The sequence below is a fragment of the Caldisericum exile AZM16c01 genome (assembly GCF_000284335.1).
In the GTDB taxonomy this organism is placed as follows: Bacteria; Caldisericota; Caldisericia; order Caldisericales; family Caldisericaceae; genus Caldisericum; species Caldisericum exile.
Window position 1 is genome coordinate 1,493,153 of record NC_017096.1, and the last position, 20,275, is coordinate 1,513,427.

A 20,275-nucleotide genomic window follows, 5' to 3' on the forward strand; every position below is an offset into this window, starting at 1 on the left:
CAGCATCAATATAATCAAATATATCAAATTCTATTATTTCTGAATTAAAAAAATTTTATTGTGAAATAAACGTAATTGACTCTCCCACCTTTTTAAGCCCATCGGAGAATCAAAGCAAATTATGTGATCATCTCCAACAAAAAAATTCTCATTTTTTGCTATTATTGGAATTAATTTTTCCAATCTTTCCTTTAGCCACACATCGTCTGCATCAATAACCGCTCCCCACTTTCCTTTTGCAATCCTAAGGGCGGTATTTCGTGCTTCTGCAACTCCAAGATTTTTCTCGTGCTTAATATATACAATCCTCTTATCCTTAAAGGACCTAATTACTTCATCACTCCTATCAGTTGAGCCATCATTAACAACTATAAGTTCAAAGTATGGATATGTTTGAGCTAATACAGACTCAATCGCATCTTTCACATACTTTTCTGCATTGTAAACCGGCATTATTATTGAAACAAGCCCTAAGTTTTCCATTATTTTCATCCGTTAATACAAAATAACTTACAAGAAAATTATACCCAAAAATTCTAATAATAGAGAATCTTCGAATTGCCTAATCAAAAACCCTCACAAAATTAAGTCATTTCCTAATATAGAAAATCCTTATAGAAATTTAAAAAATAAAACGAGGATATTCATTGTATTAAAGAAGACTCGGAAGAGTTTCTCTTCGTGAATAAAAAGGTATTGAGAGATAATGGAAGTGAATTCATCAATGCACATCTATTGAATTATTGTGAAAAAGAGCATATCACAATTACAAGGGCAAGACTTTATAGAAAGAATGACAATTGCTTTGTTGAAAGATAAACTATTCTGTGGTAAGAAGGGCTGTAGGATACATAAGGTATGATACGGATGAGGAACTGAAGATAATGAATGAACTCTACAATACATTGAGGCTCTATACGAACTTTTTCTTACCTTCAATGAAACTAAAAGAGAAAACAAGAATTGGAAGTAAGGTATCAAAGAAATACGACAAACCCAAGACACCCTATCAAAGGATTCTTGAATGTGAGTTAGTATCTGAAGAAATAAAGAAGAATCTCAGGAGAATGTATGAAACACTAAATCCTCTTTTACTTAAAAGAGACTTAGATATACTGATTTTCCTTTGACTCAGAATAATTTCAAGTAGAATTGCTTGAAAAAGTTAGCAATTAAAAACGTGCTAAAAAAATTAGGTAAGGGATCATATATCTCAAACATAAATTTTCAAACTTTTTGGGAAACTTGCAGAAATCCTAAATAAAAAGGCAGGCATTGAAGCCTGCCTTGATAGGTAGTTATTACAAGTTAGGTTGGATTATGGTATGTAGTAGATTGTTATGGTCTTTGATTGAGAGTCGTAGTCTACAACCATGCCAAGGGATTCAGAGACAAATCTCAAGGGGATGTAGGTTCTACCGTTTATGATTTGAGGAGCAACATCAAGGGTTCTCTTGTTTCCATCAACATAGGCATAGGTTTTGCCAATATAGAGGATTACTGAGTGGCCGTTTAGTTCTATGGTTACTTTCTGTTCTTTTGCATCCCACAGGACTTTGCCACCAAGAGATTCAATGAGAGTTCTTATGGGGATAAGGGTTCTACCGTTTTGGATGATGGGTTTACTTCCTTGGGTATCGATGTTTTTGGTGATGGTGTAGTCAATGGTAATGGTTGGGGAGTTTATGGTAAGGGTTACGATATGGGATCTCTTTGTTTGTTGAGGTTGAGTATAGGTTATTGTAAGGGTTTTGGTAACCTTGTTGCCCATATTATCTTCTGCGGTTAATGTTATGGTGTTTGTGCCTTGAGAAAGTGTAAGAGTTGTTTCAAAGTTTCCTTCAAGGGTTACAGGAACAGGAATATCATTTATGATAAGGGACCTTACACCTGAAACAGTATCTATCAATGTGCCTTTAAGAGTTAGAGAATTGGTTGATGTTGTTTGTGGAATATCTGGAAGGATAACTGTTGGTGGTTTTGTATCAACGAGCACTTTGAAGGATTTGGAGGTATAGTTTCCTACTGTATCATAGACTATTACTTCAACAGTATTTAGTCCATCAGGAAGGGCTATTGTTGGATCAAGGTTGTTTTTATCAATTACTACAATGCCATTTACTTTTACAACCATTCGTGCTATACCTGATTCATCAGTTGCAGAGACTGTGAATGTTAGTGAATTATCTTTGAGTTTAAGTGTTGTATTAGGTGAATCAAGGTTAATACCATTTATGGTTGGAAGAGTTACTGTAGGTGGAGTGGTGTCAGGGAGCTTAAGAACATTAACTTTAAATTGTTTTGAATCTTCCCTTCCAAATGAATCTGCAACCTTTATTGTAAAGATAAATACTTTATCTTGATCATCAATGGATGGTGTGAAATTAAATGTATTTCCTGAAATTCCATACTTGCCGTTTGGTTTTGGCGATACAGTCGGAACAGAATAGCTGTAAGGCGCAACTCCTCCCGATACACTAAGCGTTGCGGAAACAGTTTGACCTACACTTATAGTTGCTTCAGTTGGATTTATTGTAAGAACAGGGTTACTTCCAAAGCCCATATTCCAAGCATTGTCAATTGCGATAACATAAATTTCACTTGTATTTTCACCTGCAGGAATAGTAAAGGAGTTCTGTGTAGGTGAGACAATAGCAAAACCACTTGTCCACTCAATATCAAATCCCCAAATGCCTGAAGAAGGCTCTGAGTCTAATGCACTCCATGTAACAGTAACAGATCCATCTGGATTTGTTGTTGTAGTCCAACTTGTTGATGGTGCAACTCTATCAAGTGAAACGGGGAAGTCAACTATATGTGGTGCATCATAATTTGCCTTATTAAACATCTTTTGTGGTGTAGCTTTTATTACAAGGTGGTATTTTCCGTCAGGCACAGAATTTCCATTTGCATCTGTTCCATCCCACCAGAAAGGTTGCCCAGTCCATGGATTGGCAAAGTACCATAACCACCCATCAAGCGCATAATAAGGGTCTTTATACATCCAATCAACAGAATCAATTGTCTTTACAAGATTGTTAGAATTATCTCTTATCTCAATTGTCACATTTTGAGCATTTCTAAGCAAACCAAAGTTTGCTTCAAGATAATAAGAATTAGTATTAACTGCTATTGCATTTCTGTCAGGATTTCCATAAAAATCAATACCTGTAAAATACCAATGGCTACCATCTGTAAATTCAGGCCATGTATCAAAATAACTCTCGCCATACCACCACCAAATAAGGTTATATGGATCATCTGCGGGTGGGTCAATTATTGGATTAAAGTCCCAAGCGTTTTCATCTGTAAACTGATTCCACTTACCAAGCACACCCATATAAGGCATATGGAGCTCAGGAAGAGTTGGATCTGTTGGCACAAATTTTATGAATCCCTCAACATAATTCACATAGTAGTCAAGTATATAACCGTAAAAGTAAAGGGTTTGCTGCGTGCAATTTGTTGCATCAATTGTTATCGTAACAAATGCAACACCATTTGCAGGAACCGTAACTGTTGAAGGACTTGCGGAAATTGTTGCACCAGGTAATACTCTTGCTCTCATTACATAATCAACTGTCTGGACATAACCTGGATTAACTGTATATGTAGCAGGTGTAGATGTTGTATTTCTCAATCTTAAGGTAAAGGAAATTGGTTGATTTTTGTAATTTGTTTGTTCTCCTAATGCAACATAGGGAAGTTCCGTTGGCATTGGTATTTCACCTTTAGGGCTAAAATGCGTTACAAGAACCGGAGTTTTCACAGCAGACTTTACATCTACCCTTCCTGCGCCAACAAGGTGAGGTGAATAGTAAACGCCCGTTGAAGGATCTGTTATCAATTTTGCTGTGTTCATTAAAGCAGTTTTAATATCTGAAACTTGCCAATTAGGATGAACCTGCTTTACAAGTGCTGCTGCAGAAGCAACATGAGGTGCAGCCATTGATGTGCCTGAATAATTTGCATAACTCCCCTGAGCAACAGGAACTGTTGACCAAATGCCACCACCAGGTGCAGTTATTTCAGGCTTGAAAGACAAATCAGGAGCAGGTCCCCATGAGGAGAAACTAACCATAGTATCTACAAGTTGTGGAACATCTGCATAGGTATTTGACCTAAATCCTACCCTACCGCCACCCGTCTCACCGTTTACTGCGTAAGGAAGTAAAGCTTCACCATCAGCCTTACTAATGAATACTGCAGGAATTGATGGTTGACCATCTGTTGCCATTGTAAGATAACCAGTTGTATTATTGAAAATAATTACTCCAATTGCACCGGCATTATAAGCATTTTGAATTTTAGTTAAGAAGGTATAATTTCCCCTCCTAATTAATGCGATTTTTCCAGAAACTTCTGGTGGAAACTCAGAGGAACCACCATATCCACAGTAAACATACTCGTATCCCTGTCCATTATTATCCCCAAGTGTTGTAATTGGATCGGGTGAACCAGATCCTACGGTATATGCATAGTTTACTTCAGGAGTAGGAGCAATTCTTGTGAGTGCAGGATATCTTGAATAACTATTATAACTTGCTGCAACTGACATTGCAGATGGAGTAATAGAAGGAGAACCAACCGAAGCCCAATCAGGAATATATTGATACCTATATGATGTACCAAACGTATTTGCATAAGCCCAATATGAGTTTCCCGCAGAAAGGGATACAAACACACCAGTTCCTATACAACGTTCTATTGCCATATGTTCAATATCAAAAGGATCTACAAATCCGTAAGGGCTCCCGAACGACATGTTAACTGCTGTAACCTTTGGATGTTTTCCTTCAGGGCCGTTATCAAGGTTATCTGGATCTCCCATATAATCAAAGGCTCTTGCTATATCAATACCAGTAGCATAACCTTCACCACCTTTAACAATCTTTGCAACCACAAGTTTTGCCTTAGGTGCAACACCTTTTACAACACCATCTGCTGCCATAATACCTGCAACATGTGTGCCATGGCCCTGCAAATCCATTGGATCAGAATCATTGTCACCGAAATCGTATCCTGCAACTACTTTTGAGGTTGGAAAACCATGGTTTGTACCATCGCCGCCAAAATCTGGATGAGTATAATCAATTCCCGTATCAACAACTCCTAAATATAAGCCACTTCCATCAGCACCATAATTAGACCACACATCAGTTGCCCCAATTAATGGAACACTATAATTTAGTTCAACTTTATAAACATTGGAGAAGTGAACTCTGTCTTTCCCAAGCGCTTTGTAGAGTTTTAGAAGGTCTTTTACTTTGACATCAAACCCAATAGCGTTTGCAACCACATAAAGTTCTCTTTTATTTGATACATTGGCACCAGATTGCGAAATTGCCGATTCAATTGAAGCATGTTCTGATTTTAAATCAGATAGTGATGCCTTTCCTGTAATTAAAGGATCTTTGCTACCGGGGACATAGACTGTTACTTTATCGTCTCCGCTCTTTACATTGTAAGCCTTTATAACATCCTTTGGAAGTTCAACACCATCAATAACATCGAAATTTGCCTCAACTTTTGGATGCTGTTTTGCTTGTAGTTTTTTATCAAGGTACTCAATTACATGAGACTTGGCAACAGAAATTATACTGCTTCCATCATTTGCTTTTGTAAATGAATAGCCAGGCAAAAGTGCAAGCACAAACACTAAAACAAGCAACAACGAAACTAATTTTTTCATAGCACCTCCTTTAATAATTGTTCTTTTTTTACTACTATAAATATTATACTCCATTGAAAAAATTATAACTGTAAAAAAATCAAAGTCAATATCTCAAACATAAATTTTCAAACTTTTTGGGAAACTTGCAGAAATCCTAAATAAAAAGGCAGGCATTGAAGCCTGCCTTGATAGGTAGTTATTACAAGTTAGGTTGGATTATGGTATGTAGTAGATTGTTATGGTCTTTGATTGAGAGTCGTAGTCTACAACCATGCCAAGGGATTCAGAGACAAATCTCAAGGGGATGTAGGTTCTACCGTTTATGATTTGAGGAGCAACATCAAGGGTTCTCTTGTTTCCATCAACATAGGCATAGGTTTTGCCAATATAGAGGATTACTGAGTGGCCGTTTAGTTCTATGGTTACTTTCTGTTCTTTTGCATCCCACAGGACTTTGCCACCAAGAGATTCAATGAGAGTTCTTATGGGGATAAGGGTTCTACCGTTTTGGATGATGGGTTTACTTCCTTGGGTATCGATGTTTTTGGTGATGGTGTAGTCAATGGTAATGGTTGGGGAGTTTATGGTAAGGGTTACGATATGGGATCTCTTTGTTTGTTGAGGTTGAGTATAGGTTATTGTAAGGGTTTTGGTAACCTTGTTGCCCATATTATCTTCTGCGGTTAATGTTATGGTGTTTGTGCCTTGAGAAAGTGTAAGAGTTGTTTCAAAGTTTCCTTCAAGGGTTACAGGAACAGGAATATCATTTATGATAAGGGACCTTACACCTGAAACAGTATCTATCAATGTGCCTTTAAGAGTTAGAGAATTGGTTGATGTTGTTTGTGGAATATCTGGAAGGATAACTGTTGGTGGTTTTGTATCAACGAGCACTTTGAAGGATTTGGAGGTATAGTTTCCTACTGTATCATAGACTATTACTTCAACAGTATTTAGTCCATCAGGAAGGGCTATTGTTGGATCAAGGTTGTTTTTATCAATTACTACAATGCCATTTACTTTTACAACCATTCGTGCTATACCTGATTCATCAGTTGCAGAGACTGTGAATGTTAGTGAATTATCTTTGAGTTTAAGTGTTGTATTAGGTGAATCAAGGTTAATACCATTTATGGTTGGAAGAGTTACTGTAGGTGGAGTGGTGTCAGGGAGCTTCATAAACTCAACAGAAATCGTATGGTTAGAGGTAATATTAGTAAATGTATATGTCATCTTAAAAGAATTTGTTATGTTAATTGGAGATCCATCGACTAAAACTTTGTAGATAAAGTATCCAGGATTTGCTTTAATGGTGAAAGATTGACTGCCACCGTAAGGAATGGAAATAGATCCCAAAGGAGTTATGGAGCCGAAGGAAGAGTTGTTAACAGAAGAAACCACAAAATACAAAGTTCCTGGATTGCTACTAAGTGGAGTTCCGCCGGAGACTGCCCAGTCGTAGGCAAATGCTTTGTAGAAGTATTCAAAACCTGCATTTGATTGGATGATGATACCAAGTTCACGGTTTGCACGAGAAGAGTTTTCTGAGCCGTTAATTGAGGAAATATTTACATAACCTTTACCACCGATACGAGCAAGGAACATCTTGTTATGTATTGGATAAGAGCCATTACCAGAGGTTGGATTTCCGAGAAGCACATGTATGTTAGGATTATTAAGACTATCCAAGTAATTCTTGGTTGGTGTATTTGTTGAAGCACTATTTACGCTATCAAGCAGGATATATACCTGCGCACCACGGTTTGCAGCATTAATGAGTGCTTGAAGTCTTGGGTTGATGTAACTACTGGATGGCCCCCAGTATAAATATTCATATTGATTTTCATCAATAACAATATCTCCTGCTCCTGCCCTATTAATCAAACCTATAATTCCTTCTGTTGCTTTAATTGAGGTATCAGGCGATTGAATAAGTTCAAGTTCCTCATACTCCGTTACGGTAAGAGGTTGCGGTTGCACAGGATAGTAACCAGATGGATTATCCATTGCAGGCGGAGTGTATCCAGAAGGAGGCGCATCTGTTAGAGGATTATATGGTGATACATCATAATAGCCAATATTAAAATCATGATTAAAGATTTTCAAAACTCCCTGAACAATGACTGGATCATTTGTAAGTATTGTTGCACCTCTATTTCCTGCTGTGCCATCAGAAAGGTCATCACAAGGCATTGAACTTCTTGTGAGGTTATCTGCAGAGATAAATACTTTGCTATCATCAATAATTATTGTCTTAATATGGACGTTATTGTATCTATCGTGTGGATATGGTGAGTTGGATGGGTTTCTCAGGAAGTATGCAGTTCCGCCTTTATTTACGACTTGTGTTACAAACCATCTTACTTGATCGTATGTCCCACCAGTTGCACCGTATACTTGACCGTCCATAAGCACCTTAACCTGCACTCCTGCATCCATTCTGTTAAGAATTTCCTGCATAAGTTCAAGACTTGTTATAGTATAAAGTTCAATCTTAATAGATGATTGAGCAGACCTTATAGCATCTCTTAAAGCATAGAAAGCATTGTCTGGAGAAAGGGCAAATGTTGTTGTTACAACGCCTGAATGTTTCACAGTTGTAGGGAAAAGATCCCATGTATCCCAGCCTGGGTACATTATCTTGCAACCACCGATTGGCTCGTTTGGATCCCAAGACCAGTCTGATGCGGTATTTGTATCAGGAATTGGCTTTCCTGTTGTCTCATCGAGTTTTCTATAGGCAATATCGCCTTCAGGTGAGATGTATGAAGCAAAGATATAAGGAGTAATCTTTGATCCAATCCAGCCAGTGTTAGCATAGTCAGAATTTCCCCATACTACTATGTCCACAATACTGTTTGAACTATCAAACATTGCACACTCATCACCGTTGTTATCGAAAATAGGGAACGTGCCATTAACATCGGTTAGATTTGGAACCGTAGAGTCTGTATCTTTGCCGTATTCAAAATTCGGCTTAAATCCAAATTCATTGTAAAATTCAGTTGCTTCTCTTGCAACCCAAATTCTTGTATCCGGTGCGATATAAGTGTCCTGTGGGAATTGTATTGTGCCTTCGAAATCTGTAATCGTATAGTTAGAAATATCCACAGTTGCAGAACCTGTATTCATAAGGCAAACTGCTTCACCTTTCTCATTTATGCCTTGTTCAAGCGAATTATACATAACTGCAAAAATCTTTAATGAAGTATCTTGTGATGTTGTAAACGGTGTTGTAGGAGACGGAGATTGGAACGTTACTGTTGCAAACTGGAATGTATAATCAGTGCCCATTGTATAACCATTGGTATCTTTAATGTTTTTAGAAACGGTTACTGTAATTCCAATATCATATGGAAGACTCCCACTTGGAGTAAAAGTGATCGTGAAAGTATTATTATCATATGAAACACTACCGCCAATTTGATTTCCGGAAGAATCTTTCACGATGATGCTTGAGTTATCAATGCTTGTAGGATCAAGTGCTCTATCAAATGTTACACTAATCGTAGAATTCATTGAAACTCCAGTTGCGTTATTTACAGGGTTTGTTGAGACAATTTGAGGCTTGTTAAGCAGGATATCGCTTTGATATCTTGGTTGAATCTGGTAATTAGAACTATACTGCCCAAGGAAACCTGTAACGGTTATACTATCTCCAACAAGTATATTTGAGGTATTAATACCGGTTGAAGAATATACGTAAACTTGCCTGTCGTTTGTTCCATCAGTTAAAACAATAGTTATATTTGTTGTGCCGCTCTTTGACTTTACCGTGCCAGTTACCTTAACAAGGAACCCTTCGTATGATTCACCAACTTGATCAAGTGCAAGAGTAATTGGATCAGGGCAAGTGCCTGGACCAATTCGGTTAATATAGCTTACAGGAGAAAGTTCAAGCAGGTTATTGTAATTGTAAAGTGTTCCTTTTACTTCAACTACATCGCCAAGAGATATACCTGTTGGCTGAGTTGAAGGATAAATATATATACCACCAGTTGAATCTTGGATTGCAAAACCTCTGTTAAATGTTCCTGGAACAACAGTTACATTACCTCTTATGTATACGGTTGTACCTAAGGGCTTTGCTCTTGCTTCAGCAATCGTTATTGGAAGTTCAACAGTTGTAAATGACCATGAGTAATCAGCACCCATAAGATTGCCGCTTGTATCCTTTATAGAGCCTGAAAGTGTTGCAGTATATGTTGTGTTTGAAGAAAGATTAGACGAAGGTGTAAATGTTGCAGTTTTGGAAGAAGAATCATAAGAAACTGTCCCAGAAACAGAATTGTTTGAAGAGTCTTTTAATGTAAATGATGAGGTTGTAAGTGTTGAGGTATCAATGTCTTTATCAAAAGTTGCAGAAATAGTTGTATCAACTGCTACACCTGTTGCACCGTCAACAGGGTTAGTTGAGAGAACCTTAGGGCCTGCACTTTGGGTAGTAAATGAGATGGAGTAATCCGAAGGCATTGGATTTCCTAAGGAATCCTTCACACCATTACTTCCACCTAAAATTGTAAATGTATAAGTTGTTGTTATATTTAGATAAGAAGAAGGAGAAAATGTAACTGTATTAGTAGATGATTCAAAACTTACACTTCCAGAAACTGGATTACCTGAGGAGTCTTTAAGAATAATCGTATTTACATTTATGGTAGAAGAATCCATTGCTTTCGTAAAGACTGCTTTCACGGTGGTATTTAATGGAACATTTGTTGCTCCATCTGAAGGTGTCGTAGAAAATACAGATGGAGGATAACTTGTTTGAGTTCCATTTATAGTGACATTCGAGGTGGTTTGTCCTGCTTTTACAAAGACATCTGTTGTTGCGTTTCCAATTTTAGTATTTGTTGAAGGATCCCACACCTCAACAGTGTATCCTGTACCAACAGGTGCTGCAACTTTGAAATAGCCAGGAGTTGAAGAATAGCCTTCATTAACACCATTATCCTCAGTCATATAAATGCCAATGATAGTGCCGGAAGAGTTCTTCACTACCACTGGGCAGTTTGAGGCAGGTGTAGTTCCGTCAATTTGGTAAGCAATTCCTTCAATCCAACCGCCATCTGTATCTACCCAGGATGGAGGAGTAAACCCTGAAATACGCATATTCATCATATGAACAGAATTGTAAGTTCCCGTTATCTGAGTAGTTGTATTACTTGTAAGATAGGCTCTAAATCTTATGTTAGGTAAAGTGCCGTAATCCTTATCAATCCTTGATTTTACAAATACCCAGCCAGACCAATTGCCAGAACTATCTGTTGTTATAACAGGATGTCCTGATGTTGAACTTGGAGAACTTGAAGTTGTCGGAACCCACTGAGATGTTGAAGCATTCCAAATGTAGCTACCAGAAGGATTAGTGCCATAGTAATAGTAGGCATTTAAATAGTAGTTTGCATTAGGGTTTGCTCCGGTAATCGTTAAGTAATAAGCAACAGGTGTTCCAGAATTCTGCGTCCCATCGTAAGGTGCATAATAAAATGGAAAAGAACAAGATAAGGACGCAGCTCCCTTTACTACATTTCCAAGCGGTGCAATGAGAGAGACAACCATTGCAATCGCAACCATTACAGCAAAGGCTTTATTTCTCATATTACCTCCTTCTTTTATTTGTGGCATATATTTTACCACAGGAAAATTGTAAAACGAAGTGCGAAAAAAGAAAATACATAAAAAATTATATTTTAGTCGTCTCAGAGAAGTATTGCGGTAAGACAATTATTAGAAAGGGCACATGCCCTTTCTAACTTACCCCTAAGGATAAAAAGATTTTTAATGTTTATGGGGGAGCACTGAGGGGGGTATTTTGCCCCCTCAGATTGAACTGAGGAGACCCCTCAGAAAGGCTTCTCGGGGTGACAATTAAAATCATTTCGGCATGACTATAAATGACGATTAATATTAGACACCCTGTTATCGACACTTTTAAAAACAACTATTGCACAGTCGAGTTGAATGTCGAGGAGGGAAACTTTCTCCCTCCTCCGATTAAAATGATAAGGTAATATTACTTTCCTTTTATAAATTCAACAAGGTAAGTAGAAGTTAAGGGTTCGCTGGTTGCAAATTCAACAAGGTCGTCCCAGCGAAGAGATGCACCTTTCCTAAAAACTTTCTCCACAAAAAATTCGCCAACCTGTGGCTCAATAAACCCATTGGAAATATTTTTATTAATATAGGCGCTAAATTGGGATGCAAGGATTTCACCCAAAAGGTAGTTGTGATAATACACAGGCGAAGAACCAAAATGAATTTTTGAAGCCCAATCGGGATACATGCGCCTCTCGGGAAGATCGATGTATTGTAATTCATGCACAATATCGTACCAGAGGTTGTTGAGGTCGCCTTCGGGATTTCTGTATAGTTCTTTCTCAAAGAACACAAATGTGATAACCCAGCGAGTTGTAATTGCAAGTTGGTATCGGAGAAGTTTCATAAGGCGTGGTGAAATTTCTGAAAGGTTTAGAGAAGCAAGGTTTAGGATCTTTTCGTAAAATTCAGGATGACGAGCAAGCCGTCCAAAGAACATTGCAACTGCTTCAGTTGTAAAGATGTGAGCAGGATCCCTTAAAATAAAGGGAAGAGTTTTATCGATATACTTTTCATAAACTGCATGCCCATACTCGTGAAGAGTTGTCTCAAGCCATTTTATATCGTTTCGAATATTCTCAAGCACCCTCACATCGTCCATCTTATCAATGGAAATGGTGAATGCGTGAGGGTTTTTGCCTTTTCTTTCGTAGAGGTCTGACCTTTCAACAATATCCCTTATATCGAGACCAATCCGTGAATAAACATCCTCGACAAGTTTAACAACATCCTTATCTTTCACAAACTTGTCATAATCATAATCGTCAATTGAGGGCACTTCCTGGAAGAAGAGGTCTTCGTATAGCCAAGGCTTTACTTCACTTTTGGGCACACCAAATTTCTTTGAGATGACTGTGTCAATATCGTCTTTTATCTCTGTGAATATCTCATCTGTGTCATTTTTAATTTTTGCAAAAAGTGTGTGGATCTCGTCAGTTGAAAGTTCTTGAAGTTCCATCATCATATCATAGTAATTCGTAAAGCCAAGGGATTTTGCATTTTCGTTTCGAATTTTTATAAGGTCGATGAGTTTTGGTGCAATTACTTCACCAATTGATTTTGAGGCAAGGTAAGCCTTTTTTCTCTCTTCAATATCGGTGCTTGTTTTTAAAATCTCCACAATATCGTTTGTGGAAACTTCTTTGCCATCAATTTGCGGTCTATAATTTGTGTAAATACTTTCAATTTCAACTTCCCTTTTTACAACCTCTTCAATTGCTTCCTTTGGAAGTTGATTTGGAAACATCTCGTGAAAGAGAATCGTAAGTTGTCTTTTGTCAAGTGGATCGAGGTTTTCACCGAATTGCTCTAAGGATTCTTTTATCATTTCAAAGAGGTCTCTATTTGATAGGTATAATTTCAATTCAACTTCTGTTCGCTCAAGTTCACGGGCGTATTCTTCTTTTCCTGTGGTTGCAAGATTCCAATAGGCAAGGGCATATGCCTTATAAAGGCGCTCAAGGTCACTATTTACCTTACTTAAAAGTTCTTTTATTTCCATGTATTTCACCACCTTTCTTATGGATTCCTAATTTAGTGTAGCATAAAAGTCGTGTAAAAAGAAAAATTTTCATTATAATTTATTCTATGGAAGGCGAAAACAAAGTAAAGTTAATATTGATACTTGTTATTGGCGTCATAAGTGTTGGAGTTTCATCAATTCTTATAAGGCTAACGGATGCAGAGCCTATTGTTATTGCAACTTACAGGCTTACGCTTAGTGCCCTTTTGGTTGCACCACTTTATATTTTTTATCAAAAAAAGATTCCTTTTAAGGAATCCATTGCATTTGTGCCACTTGCAGTGTTTCTATCAACACACTTTATCCTTTGGATATACTCCCTTAAATTCACAACGGTTGCAAGTTCAACTGTTCTTGTAACAACAAATCCCATTTTTGTGCCGATTTTTGGTTATCTTTTCTACAAAAAGGTTGTTAAAAAAGAACTCCTTTTGGGTATTGCAATTGCAATATCAGGAAGTATTCTCATTGGACTTTCATCAAAGGGAAGCATGGCAAAAGCACCACTTTTAGGAGACATACTTGCACTACTTGGAGCAATTGCCGTATCGCTTTATCTCACATTTACAAACAGAATAAGACAAAAATTTGAATTAATTCCTTTTATATTTTTTACATATTCTTACACTGCAATTATCCTTATTATCGTTTCAGTTATAACAAGACAAAACAATTTCCACTACCCAATGCACACATTTTTCATGTTTTTCCTTGTTGCGTTTATCCCGCAGATTTTGGGACACACGGCATATAACTATTCTCTTAAATATTTAGACCCATCGTTTATTGCTGTCACAATCCTTGGCGAACCAGTTATTGCAACAATAGGTGCATACTTTATTCTTAACGAAATACCGTCGCTTTTGGAGATTATTGGAGCAGTGCTCATATTAACTGGTATTTACATTTCTGCTCGTGTTGAGGTATAATAATTTACCATGGCACACGTAAAGATTAAGATGTATGCAACAATTAGAGAAAAGTTTAAAGAGGGCGAAGTTGAAATAGATGCAGAAACCGTAATTGATGCAATAAAAAAGATGGTTGAAAAGTATCCCATTTTAAGAGATGAAGTGCTTAATGAAAATGGTTCCCTTAAAAACGACTATATATATTTACTTAACGGAAGAAATGTTGAATTCCTTGAAAAGGGCAACACCCCTCTAAAAGACGGCGATAAGATTTCAATTTTCCCCCCTGTTGCAGGTGGATAGAAACATTTTTGGAAAGATTCCCCGAAAAGGTATCCTAAAAAATTTATCCGTTATTTTCTAAATCTTCACCCTCCGCAAGGGCAGTCCACTTTTTTGCAAGTTCATCCCTACGTGGTTTGTAAACTACCTCATAAAAATATCTTTGGGAAAGAAGAACGCCTTTATCATAACTTGAAACAATCATTAATGCCTCTTCCCATGCCTTGTCAAATTTTCCATTGAAGCGTCTTTCAATTTCTTTTGCAAAGTCTTCCTCTGTTTGAATTTCGTTTCCAATGATATAATAAGTTTTGCCATCCAATGTAACTGCGTAGGCAATTTCATCGCCGATGTTTTCCACCTTGAAACTCTCTTGAATCTTTTTGATTTTATCTTCTGGAAGTTCGGTTTTTCCTATGACAACTTTTTCTGGAGGCTTTGCACCTTTCATCGCCTTGAACCCTTTTTTGGCTGCAGCATAAAATATCGCACGATTCAACCCAAAACTCTTTGCTTCATGTATCGGCTTTCCTAGAACGTATGCTCTTGCCGCTTGAAGTGTTGCCATTACTTGAAACCTTCCAACTGCCATTCTTCACCTCCTAAATATTACATCTCTAACTTATTTTGGCTTTATTTTTCGCCACCACTGCGTTGCAATTGGTGCATCAAAGCCAACCTCGTATTTTGAATTAAGTTCCTTTATGACAATTCCCTCAAAGCCTTTTGATATTGCTTCTTTCAAGTGATTTTCAAGGTTTTCAACTTTAAAATACGGCAAAACAAAAATTGGAGGCAAAAATTCGATTGAGTTAAGCATTTCTTTGCGCTTTGATAAAGGAAGATTCCCTACAAACGTTCCTGCGTAAAAGATTACATCAAAGACATAAATAATTGGTGCAGCCTTGCCATTATTTGCAAACACTGATGGGACACCTCTTCTCCCAATAGTTGAATATAGTTCTGCATCAAGCATCGATTTATCAGGAAGATTCCTAAAAGATTCAAAGGGGATTACCTTGTTTAGTTTCTCTGTCCAATCGGGGTTTTTCTCAAGCCTGCGGCCAAAATAGTAAATTTTCCCATCGTTTTTAATAATTTGCAAGCGAAAGCCATCAACCTTGTATTCCCAAATCCAATTTCCAACAAGCACCTCTCCAAAGTATGGAATTGGTTGCATTGGGTAAACTGGACTACCTTCAAAGATAAGAGTTTGTTCGGTCGTAGATGCCATTTTTTGCTCTGAGTGTAATGATTGTTGGGAAGAGGGTGGTTTCTTGCTCAACTTTAAGGGTTCGTAAGATACCATTTCTTCTAAAATAACATAAGGTTTCTTTGAAAGGCTTTTTATAAAATCAAAGAGATTTTTATCGTTTCTTAAAGGAGTATTTACATAGAGAAATCTCGACACCCTGTGCGGGCGGTCTTTTGTTTCTGTCCCTTTTATGTTTTTGGTCCCTATAACACGCCCAATACGTGGAAGATCATACATATTGTCAAGACGAACTTCATTTTTATGTAAAAGCGCTTTATACTCTGATCGCACATATTCTTCAAACCTTTGAAGTAGTTCAGTTATATATGTGCGGCTATCACTTGTTATAGGTATTGCCTCAATTTTAAAATAGAGCGCTGCGCCATTTCCTGTTGCTGCAATATGTGGCATTAAAAATCCCTTCTTTTCAAAATCCTCTGCAATCTTTGTTGCAACATCAACTGCTCTTTTTAGTTCATCATCATTTGAAGGATACTCCTTTTCCCTTATTGGGTCAAAATCAAGAGCAATGATTTGCACTTTTATGATATCTTCAGCCCTTGCAGATCCTTTAAAATTTGGCCTTCTTTCACGCAGGACTGTGTAAACATTGCTTTTGTCATTGTATTCCCTTGCAACGCTAACAAATTTTTCAACACCTTTTACGATTTTTACAATAGGATATACACCAACGTTTATAAGACGAATTTCGCTTTCATTTTCGTGAGAAAGTATTTCGTAAAAAAGCCTTACATCGCTTTCAATAAAATCAGTGTCTTCCATAATTTCACTCTCTAAAAATATTATCGCACAGGATTTAGAAATAAGAAAATTCAAACAGAGGAAGAAGCATTGTAAATTTTGTCTCCTCCCGTAAACTGAGCAATTCTTCGCTTACACTTCGGTGCGACAAAAAACCGTCACTTAGACAAATGTTGCGAGGAGAAATCTCCAAAACTTGAGGGAGAAACAAACTTCCTCAGCACTCCCCATATAACATGGTCATCCCGAACGAATGTGAGGGACCCCCGCCTTTTCAGGGGGAGTTAGAGGGGGAGTCTTGTTAATCCCCCTCTAAATTAAGTATTCCTCGCCTTCGGCTTTGGAACGACTTTTAATTGTAGCGCCGAAATTACTTTGTTATAAGTCTTTTAGGTTTAGAAAAAAGTTAGAAGCAAGTTAGTCAAGGTCTCAACTATAAATTTGAAAAAACTCCCTTTTTGTAAATTTTGAGAATTTGGTAATTAAAATCTGGCAGGAGAGAGCCTCCTGCCAGATACTTATTGAGTAAGTCCTTACGGCGCTGGATAAGTAATCGTTATCGTCTTGGTTGCCCCATCCCAATCAACCTTTGCACCAAGATTCTCGGTAACAAACCTTAGCGGAAGCATAGTTCTTCCATTAATTATCTCTGGCATTACTTTATGGTTTGTATCATCAATCCACTTAGTAACACCGTTTACTTTCGCCTGAGGTTTACCAATCCACAGTTCTATGGTTTTATCGCCCAAAACAATAGTCACTTTTTTCGTAGTTCCATCCCAGGATATTGATCCGCCTATTGCCTCGATGATTGCCCTAATTGGGACAAGCGTACGTGAGTTCTTAATAACTGGAGGGGAATCAAGTGCTCCTGGTGTGTCGTTAACCGTAAATGTGGTTGACCCAATTTGTAGGACAATGACTGTTGATGTCTTTAGGTAAACAGTTCTTGTTATTTTGTTTGAAATGCCGTACTTATTAGTAGAAACAATCGTAATTGTATTTGCACCTTCCCTTAAAATTATGCTATAGGCAAATCTGCCATCGCTTCCAACGGTTATCTTTGAATTATTAATCGTAACTGCACAGCCTGGATCTGTCTTTCCTGTAATGTAAAAACTTGAATCCTTAACTGTAATTCCATCTGCAAAATCAACAGTAAGAGTTGGTGGCACAGGGTTATAAACAGTTATCGTAGAAGGATTTGCTTCAGTTTTTATAACGCCTAGTTTACTGTTATAGAAGGTAACATCGGTTGGCACAATGTTTGAATCACCTTCTGAAACTCCTGTGAATGTAATTCTTATTAGGCTTCCTGTGGCAGTAACGCCACTAACTTTACCTTCAAGAGAATAGCCAACAATAATTGTCCCTGCCTTGTCATGATTTTCAAGGAATACTGCATTGCTCCCGAGATTAAAGACAGGTTCAACTTTCGAGACTTTCAGTTTTGCACTATCATATGAAATTGTAATAGCTAATCCATAAAGGTCATCTGCCTTTTCAACCGATAGATCGATAGTCCCTGTACTGCCAAGCGGAACTTTATCTCCTACGAAACTAACCTTAACAGGCGGAACTTCGGGAGTGAAGATTGAAATCGTAACAGATTTTGACAGATTTGGTAAACCTGTAGAAGTAAATGTCAAGGTAACTGTGCCACCTTCCTCTGAGCCTGCAGTCATAGGAACACCTACTGAAATAGGTATTAAAATCATATCATTAGATTTTACTGAAACAGTATTTGTGTTAACTGTGAAAGTCCAAGTTGATGGAAGATTGTTTTCAACTTTTACTGAGTAAGAATCATCTGTTTTGCCTATGTTTTCTATCGCTACATTAAAGTTTAAAGTATCTCCCGCCTTGACTTTTACATCGGAAACAGAACTTCTAACAGCAAAATCGAATTGAGATACCTGAGGTGCAGTTTCTGAAAGAATTCTTACCACATTGTGGAAACAATCTGCAACAAGAATCTTACCATCTTTAGTTAAACTAAGCATTGCCGGTTCATAAAATTCCCTTTCGGTAGACCACAAAAGATCAAAAGTATCTCCTTTAAAAGCTTGAAGCCTACCGTTCTCAGTATCTGCTACGATAATATTCCCAGAATTATCAACCACAACTCCATAAGGAACCCAGAATTTACCAGTTGATCTTCCACCACCACCAAAAGAGCCCTTAAGTTTTTGAGAGGAATCATAAACATATACTTTGTTATCATCAGTTGTAGTAATGTAGAAGTTTCCGTTTTTATCAACATAAAGTCCAACAGGTGCGTGTGCAGGTGAAAATTGACTTAACAAAGTACCATCTGACTTAAAACCGACAACTGTCTGTGTTCCATTACTTGCAACCCATATGTTTTGAGATGAGTCCACTGCAACACCAAAAACGTTGGAAACCTTGCCTACCCCAATTTTTGTTACGAAATTGAAGTTTTCATCAAATTTAGCAACATAGTCACCAAGACCCACGTAAATGCTACCGTTGTGATCAGATGCAATACCACCAATTGCTTTGAATGGTTCCTTGTCGCTTATTCCTTTTATTGCCTTAATAAATTTTCCATCAGGAGTAAAAATGTCAACTTCGCCCACATCATTAAAATTAGTCCAACTTGTAACCCAAATGTTACCCTTTGAATCTTCACAGGCAGCCCAAGGGTTAATAAGTCGTCCTTTGGTTGATTCATTAAAGTCAACTTTCCTTACAAAATTACCCTTAGAATCGAATTGAGTAAGTCTTATTCCAACAGGATATCCAAAAGGATTTCCGGGATTATAGAAATAGCCGGAGTCAATTACAAAAACATTGCCGTTATCGTCAACAGCAAAACCACCTGGAGTAAGAAAGGTTCCATTAGGTTGAGGAATCTTTGTTGCATTGTCTCCAAATTTCATAAGGAACTTACCTGTTGAGTCAAATTTCTGAACACAGGCATGTTTCTTAGAGCCGAGTCCCCTATCAAGGACATAAATATTGCCTTGCTTGTCAACAGAGATGTCAAACGGATATACAAATTGTTCATCGTTTGTGCCAGCACTTCCAAATTTGAGTAAGGTTTTACCAGTACTATCAAGCTTATAGACAACAGATGAACGCATGTCAACCACATAAAGATTGTTTAAAGAATCAACACACATACCGCCAGGTGCAACAACATCGGTTTGAAGAACTGCTTTGAAATTCCCATTAGTGTCAAATACTTGAATTCTTCCATTCAATTGATCCGATACATAAACATTTCCAGAAGAATCCACCGCAATACCAGAAGGGCCATTAAATTGTCCGTTTCCGGACCCTTCAGTTCCTACATTAAAGATCCACTTTCCGTTTTTATCAAATTTTGCAAAGTAATTATTGAAGAAATCTGCGATATAGAAATTTCCGTCTTTATCCACAGCAACATCTACAGGATATTGGAGTTTTCCTTCACCATATCCCAGTTTTCCAAATGTCAAAATGTTATAAAGATTTTTATCAAGAACATGAACTCTTCCGTAGCTTGTATCAAGTACAACAAGATTCCCATCTGGAGTAGAAGTCATTCCTTGCATCGGGAAAGAAAGATCGCTTTTATAATCGCTTTCATAAGTATTTGCCGTATGTAAAGCAAATGCACCAATGTAATCGTCGGGAAGTATCCCAATAACTCCAACTTGATACAGAGGTTTCGTATCAGCCCTTACAGGAACTACAGACGATACGCTTGCAAGCATTAATGCAATGCAAATTAAAAGTGAGATTATCCTCTTCATTGTTTCTCA

Annotated in this window: 11 protein-coding genes; 4 read left to right on the forward strand and 7 right to left on the reverse strand. The window is 37.5% G+C overall.

The window, feature by feature from the left end:
* Nucleotides 1-33 precede the first annotated feature (33 nt).
* Complete coding sequence (locus CSE_RS07520; protein ID WP_050981367.1) at nt 34-483, reverse strand: glycosyltransferase family 2 protein; 450 nt, start codon at nt 481-483, stop codon at nt 34-36.
* A 198-nt stretch (nt 484-681) separates the two neighbouring features.
* On the opposite strand from CSE_RS07520, the gene CSE_RS08445 reads away from it, so the two are divergent.
* The gene (locus tag CSE_RS08445) at nt 682-819 is read left to right on the forward strand and encodes a hypothetical protein (RefSeq protein ID WP_014454057.1); all 138 of its coding nucleotides are present in this window, start codon (nt 682-684) and stop codon (nt 817-819) included.
* An 8-nt stretch (nt 820-827) separates the two neighbouring features.
* Nucleotides 828-1,130, forward strand: a complete 303-nt coding sequence (locus CSE_RS08075) for a hypothetical protein (RefSeq protein WP_014454058.1) — start codon at nt 828-830, stop codon at nt 1,128-1,130.
* A gap of 188 nt (nt 1,131-1,318) precedes the next feature.
* Here the strand turns inward: CSE_RS08075 and CSE_RS07530 are convergent, their stop codons facing one another.
* From CSE_RS07530 to CSE_RS07540, 3 genes are all read right to left on the reverse strand, one after another.
* Nucleotides 1,319-5,692, reverse strand: a complete 4,374-nt coding sequence (locus tag CSE_RS07530; RefSeq protein WP_041726158.1) for a S8 family serine peptidase — start codon at nt 5,690-5,692, stop codon at nt 1,319-1,321.
* Nucleotides 5,693-5,890: 198 nt separating this feature from the next.
* Nucleotides 5,891-11,275 carry an Ig-like domain-containing protein gene (locus CSE_RS07535; protein WP_041726160.1) on the reverse strand — a complete coding sequence of 1,795 codons (5,385 nt, stop codon included), beginning with the start codon at nt 11,273-11,275 and terminating at the stop codon, nt 5,891-5,893.
* Nucleotides 11,276-11,690: 415 nt separating this feature from the next.
* Nucleotides 11,691-13,274 carry a M2 family metallopeptidase gene (locus tag CSE_RS07540; protein WP_014454061.1) on the reverse strand — a complete coding sequence of 528 codons (1,584 nt, stop codon included), beginning with the start codon at nt 13,272-13,274 and terminating at the stop codon, nt 11,691-11,693.
* 86 nt (nt 13,275-13,360) lie between these two features.
* Here CSE_RS07540 and CSE_RS07545 point away from each other — a divergent pair, with 86 nt between their 5' ends.
* Complete coding sequence (locus CSE_RS07545; RefSeq protein ID WP_014454062.1) at nt 13,361-14,224, forward strand: DMT family transporter; 864 nt, start codon at nt 13,361-13,363, stop codon at nt 14,222-14,224.
* Nucleotides 14,225-14,233: 9 nt separating this feature from the next.
* Nucleotides 14,234-14,509 (forward strand): ubiquitin-like small modifier protein 1, encoded by a 276-nt coding sequence (locus CSE_RS07550; RefSeq protein ID WP_014454063.1) that lies wholly within the window; start codon nt 14,234-14,236, stop codon nt 14,507-14,509.
* Nucleotides 14,510-14,552: 43 nt separating this feature from the next.
* Here the strand turns inward: CSE_RS07550 and CSE_RS07555 are convergent, their stop codons facing one another.
* The 3 genes from CSE_RS07555 to CSE_RS07565 form a co-directional block, all read right to left on the reverse strand.
* On the reverse strand, nt 14,553-15,080 hold the full coding sequence (locus CSE_RS07555) for a hypothetical protein (protein ID WP_014454064.1): 528 nt from the start codon (nt 15,078-15,080) through the stop codon (nt 14,553-14,555).
* 30 nt (nt 15,081-15,110) lie between these two features.
* On the reverse strand, nt 15,111-16,526 hold the full coding sequence (locus CSE_RS07560; protein ID WP_014454065.1) for an ATP-dependent DNA ligase: 1,416 nt from the start codon (nt 16,524-16,526) through the stop codon (nt 15,111-15,113).
* Between the two features lie 512 nt (nt 16,527-17,038).
* Nucleotides 17,039-20,266: a stalk domain-containing protein gene (locus CSE_RS07565; protein WP_014454066.1), complete on the reverse strand. Its 3,228-nt coding sequence runs from the start codon at nt 20,264-20,266 to the stop codon at nt 17,039-17,041.
* Nucleotides 20,267-20,275: the final 9 nt, after the last annotated feature.